The organism is Streptomyces alkaliphilus (assembly GCF_014141535.1).
GTDB lineage: Bacteria > Actinomycetota > Actinomycetes > Streptomycetales > Streptomycetaceae > Streptomyces > Streptomyces alkaliphilus.
On the sequence record NZ_VKHT01000412.1, the window covers coordinates 1 to 4,367 of the forward strand.

General features: G+C 72.9%; 4 protein-coding genes. 3 read left to right on the forward strand and 1 reads right to left on the reverse strand.

Translation table 11 applies throughout. The annotated features are described in order from the left end of the window. The first annotated feature begins 252 nt into the window (after positions 1 to 252). Together FNQ90_RS14010 and FNQ90_RS14015 are read left to right on the forward strand one after the other, a co-directional pair. Positions 253 to 2,061, forward strand: coding sequence for a bifunctional metallophosphatase/5'-nucleotidase (locus tag FNQ90_RS14010; protein ID WP_182606688.1), 1,809 nt, complete (start codon positions 253 to 255; stop codon positions 2,059 to 2,061). A gap of 230 nt (positions 2,062 to 2,291) precedes the next feature. Further along, positions 2,292 to 2,972 (forward strand): GNAT family N-acetyltransferase, encoded by a 681-nt coding sequence (locus FNQ90_RS14015; protein ID WP_182606689.1) that lies wholly within the window; start codon positions 2,292 to 2,294, stop codon positions 2,970 to 2,972. On the opposite strand, the gene FNQ90_RS14020 is transcribed toward FNQ90_RS14015, so the two are convergent. Further along, positions 2,941 to 3,336, reverse strand: a complete 396-nt coding sequence (locus tag FNQ90_RS14020) for a VOC family protein (RefSeq protein WP_182606690.1) — start codon at positions 3,334 to 3,336, stop codon at positions 2,941 to 2,943. The two genes, FNQ90_RS14015 and FNQ90_RS14020, sit on opposite strands and share 32 nt — an antisense overlap. 103 nt (positions 3,337 to 3,439) lie before the next feature. Between FNQ90_RS14020 and FNQ90_RS14025 the strand changes: the two genes are divergently transcribed. Further along, on the forward strand, positions 3,440 to 3,820 hold the full coding sequence (locus FNQ90_RS14025; RefSeq protein ID WP_323379956.1) for a winged helix-turn-helix transcriptional regulator: 381 nt from the start codon (positions 3,440 to 3,442) through the stop codon (positions 3,818 to 3,820). Positions 3,821 to 4,367: the final 547 nt, after the last annotated feature.

The following is a 4,367-nucleotide window of genomic DNA, read 5'->3' on the forward strand; positions in this document are numbered from 1 at the left end:
GCTCTGCTCCGACAGGGGTGACCGCCCGTCCGCCGCGAGGGCGGCGTCGGCCAACCGCCCCGCCTCCCGGATGTCCTCCGCCGACAGGTCCTCCAGAACCACGACATCGCTCATGTCGGCACTCTACGGGCGGACCGACGCGTTTCGGCAACCCGCTCGTTACGCGATCCCCCCTGACATGCTACGCGCGTAGCGCTAGGCTTCGCCCGATTCGGCTCCCAAACACGCCCCATCGGAAGGGACTTGTCCCCCATGTCAGGAGCATCCCCCACGCCCCGGCGCCGGCGCCGCACCACCGCGGCCCTCGCGGTGGGCCTCGCCGGCGCCCTCGCCCTCTCCCTGCCGGCCGCCCAGGCGGTCGCCGGCGGCCCGGGTAAGGGCAAGCCGGAGAAGCCCGCCAAGCCCGGTCCCACCGTCGAACTCCAGGTGCTGGCCCTCAACGACTTCCACGGCGCCCTGGAACCCCCCACCGGCTCCGGCGGCCTGGCCACCCGGGAGCACGACCACGGGGAACACGAGACCATCGAGGCCGGCGGCGTGGAGTACCTGGCCACCGCCCTGCGCGAGGCCCGCGAGGGACACGACCGCTCGGTGACCGTCGCCGCCGGTGACATGGTCGGCGCCACCCCGCTGCTCTCCGCGCTCTTCAACGACGAGCCCACCATCGAGGCGCTCAACCTGCTGGAGATGGACGTCGTCGGCGTCGGCAACCACGAGTTCGACTCCGGCTGGGAGGAGCTGATCCGCCTTCAGGAGGGCGGCTGCCACCCGGTCGACGGCTGCTACGACGAGGGCCGCGAGTTCGAGGGCGCCGACTTCCCCTTCCTCGCCGCGAACGTCGTGCACGAGGACACCGGTGTGCCCATCCTGCCGCCCTACACCGTGCGGAACATGAAGGGCGCCAAGGTCGGCTTCATCGGCGTCACCCTCGAGGGCACCGCGGACATCGTCACCCGGGCGGGCATCGAGGGCCTCGAATTCCTCGACGAGGCCGAGACGATCAACCGGTACACCCGGGAGCTGAAGCGCAAGGGCGTCAACGCCGTCATCGCCCTCATCCACGAGGGTGGTCACGCCCCCTCCCCCGCCTACAACCACGACTGCGACGCGGGCGGCGGACTCTCCGGCCCGATCGTGGAGATCGCGGAGAACACCCACCCGGCGGTGGACGTGCTGATCACCGGCCACACCCACCGGCCGTACGTGTGCACCATCCCCGACCCGGCGGGCAACGACCGGCTGGTCACCTCCGCCCAGTCCAACGGCGTGCTCTTCACCGAGCTGACCATGGAGTACGACCGCAAGCACAAGGACATCGTCCGGGCCTCGGTCGAGGGCACCAACCGGGTCGTGCACCGCGAGCGCGAGCGCGCCTCCGACCTGACCGCGCTGCTGGACTACTGGCGCGACCTGGCCGGGGCCGTGGCGGGCCGTCCGATCGGCTGGATCGCCGAGGACATCACCCAGGACCGCGACATCCCCGAGTCCCCGCTGGGCAACCTGATCGCCGACGCCCAACTGGCGCACGCCCGTGAGGTGGACCCGCGCGCGGCCATCGCCCTGATGAACCCGGGCGGCATCCGCACCGACCTGGTGTACGCGGCGTCCGGGGACGAGGGCGACGGCGTGGTCACCTACGGCGAGGGCTTCGCGGTCCAGCCGTTCTCCAACTACGTGGTGTTGCTGGACCTGACCGGCGAGCAGCTGGTGCGGGTGCTGCGCGAGCAGGTCAGCGGCCCGAACCTGACCGCGAACAAGATCCTCCAGCCCTCCGAGGGGTTCTCCTACACCCTCGACCTCACCCGCGAGGGCGCCGAGCGGATCGTCGCCGATTCGGTGACCGTCGACGGCGAGCCGGTGGATCCCTCCGCGACCTACCGGGTCGCGGTCAACTCCTTCCTCGCCGGCGGCGGTGACGGGTTCCCGACCCTCGCCGAGGGCACCGACGTCGTCTACGGCGGCCTCGACCTGGACGCCCTGATCGACCACCTGGGCACCATCTCCTCGCCGGAGAACCCGCTGACCGCCCCGGCGGCCGACCGGATCACGGTCATCCGCTGATCGGTTGATCGCCACGGCCCGTCGCGGCGGGTCGTCGGCACGGGCCCCGGCCCACCCGGTCGACCACCGGGCGAGGCGGCCCCCGGGGGCGGTACCGGACCCACCACGTCCGGTACCGCCCCCTTCGCCGTGCGGTCGCGCCCCGGCGGGGCGGGGCGGGATCGGGAGCCCGCGGGCGGGACGGACGCTTCGGCCGGCCGGTCGGACCCGGTTCCGGAAGGATGGCGACCATGCCGCACCTCGTCGCCCCCGTCCTGACACCGGGCCGGCTCTCCGGCTCACCCCAACCGCGCCTGCGGGCCGACGGCGGACTGCTGCTGCGCCCCTGGTCACCGGGCGACGCCCCCGCCCTCGTGGAGATCTTCCGCGATCCGGCCATCCAGCGGTGGCACCTGCGCCGGGCCGACTCCGAGGAGGAGGCACGGCGGTGGATCACCGAATGGCGCCGGGCGTGGCGGGCCGAGCGGAGCGCCCACTGGGCCGTGGTCACCGACACCCCGGCCGCACCGACCGGGGACGGGGGGACGGTGGTCGGCCGGGTCGCGCTCCAGGGCGTCATTCCCATGGGGGGCCAGGCCGAGATCGCCTACTGGACCGCCCCCGACGCCCGGGGAACGGGAGTGGCCCGCCGAGCGGTGCGCGAGGTCACGGCATGGGCCCTCGGCGAGGCCGGCTTCCACCGGCTGGAGCTGGGCCACTCGACCGCCAACCCCGCCTCCTGCCGGGTGGCCGCGGCGGCCGGCTACCTCCTGGAGGGCGTCCGCCGTCGGGCCCTGCTGCACACCGACGGGTGGCACGACATGCACCTGCACGCCCGGACGGCCGAGGACCCACCGCCCGGGAGAGCCGGCCCGCCCGGGAGAGCGCGGACGTCCGGCCTCAACGCCCCGGGGGAGTCCCGGGATCGATGATCCGGTCAACCAACTCCGGTACCCACTCGACGTACTCGACCTCGGCCCCCCCGGCGTGCCGGACGTACAGGTAGCGGCCGGTGGGGCCGGTCGCCTCCGGAGTGGTGATCTCGCCGCCGGCGGTGGTCAACCCCGCGACGACCGCGTCCAGGTCATCGACGATCACCGTGGCGGAGGCGTGCCCGTAACGGGCCCGCTCCCGGGGCGGACCGGCGATCACCAGAAAGTCGCCGATCGCGGCCAACTCGATCGCGTCGAACGCGAACCGCAGATCCGGCTCCCCGCCGACCAGGGTCCGCAGCGACGGCAGGGAGGCGTCGAGGTCGTCCACCCAGAGGCGGGCGTAGGTCTTCAGGACGGTCATGTCCACTCCTGTACGTTGAGACTGCCGACCAGACCGTAAGGCGATGGCCACGGGTGGGGTAAGTACGCACTTTTCGGTAAGAGGCGCGAAGGAGGAACGGCGGGTGGAGGAGCCATCCCCCGACACGTCGGCGGCGTCACACGTGGCGCGGGCGCACCTGGTGGCTCGCGAGGTGTTCGATGTGGTCGGCACCAAGTGGGCGGTACCGGTCATCGAGGCCCTCGGCACGGACACGTGCCGCTTCGGTGAACTGCATCGGCGGGTCACCGGCATCAGCCATCGGTTGCTCACCGCCACCCTGCGACAGTTGGAGCGCAACGGAGTGGTGGATCGGACGTTCCATCCCACCGTGCCGCCACGTACCGAATACCGACTCACCCCCGCCGGCCGGGAACTGCACCACACGATCAACGGCTTCTGCCGGTGGAGTCGCCGCCACCTGGACGACATCCTCGCCTCACGGCACCGATTCGACCGGGCATGACACCCGCGTTCGCCGCCGGCACCCCCGGTGCCTCCCCACCGAGACGTGGTGACGCCGTCACGGGGAGGCCTCCGGCCCACCCGGGGACCACGGACCCTTGTCGTCGATGTCGTCCGTCCCTCACCGGCCGGTGGCCCCACCCGATGATCCGCCGTCGGTGAAGGCCGGCGTCCGGCTCGCGGTGTCCCGGGGGCATCCGACGCCCGGAGCCGGTGAGGACCTCGGGGTGAGGGGAGCGGTGGCCATGATGTTCTCCGAAGGGCCGGGGGCCGGGGGACGCACACCGGCCACGGTCGGTCGGAGGTCATCCCGGCGAACGCGGAAACACCATGGGACCTCGCGTTCGCTCGATGTGAGCTCGCGCTCGGTGGATGACCGAGACCACGCCACGGGACACCGGGCGGAACGGCGCGACGGTCGCCGGGCCGCCCCCGCCCTCACCGGGAGGTTTCCTCCGGGGAGGTCGCCATGGGCTCACGGTGTCCCGCGCATCGGGACCGGGAGCGGTATCGGGGCGCGCGGGGAGGGCCGCGCGCCCCGGACGGGT

Excerpts from the sequence above, each read along its gene's own strand:
- FNQ90_RS14010 (WP_182606688.1), top strand. The coding sequence starts at position 253 with ATGTCAGGAGCATCCCCCACGCCCCGGCGCCGGCGCCGCACCACCGCG.
- FNQ90_RS14015 (WP_182606689.1), top strand. The coding sequence starts at position 2,292 with ATGCCGCACCTCGTCGCCCCCGTCCTGACACCGGGCCGGCTCTCCGGC.
- FNQ90_RS14020 (WP_182606690.1), bottom strand. The coding sequence starts at position 3,336 with ATGACCGTCCTGAAGACCTACGCCCGCCTCTGGGTGGACGACCTCGAC.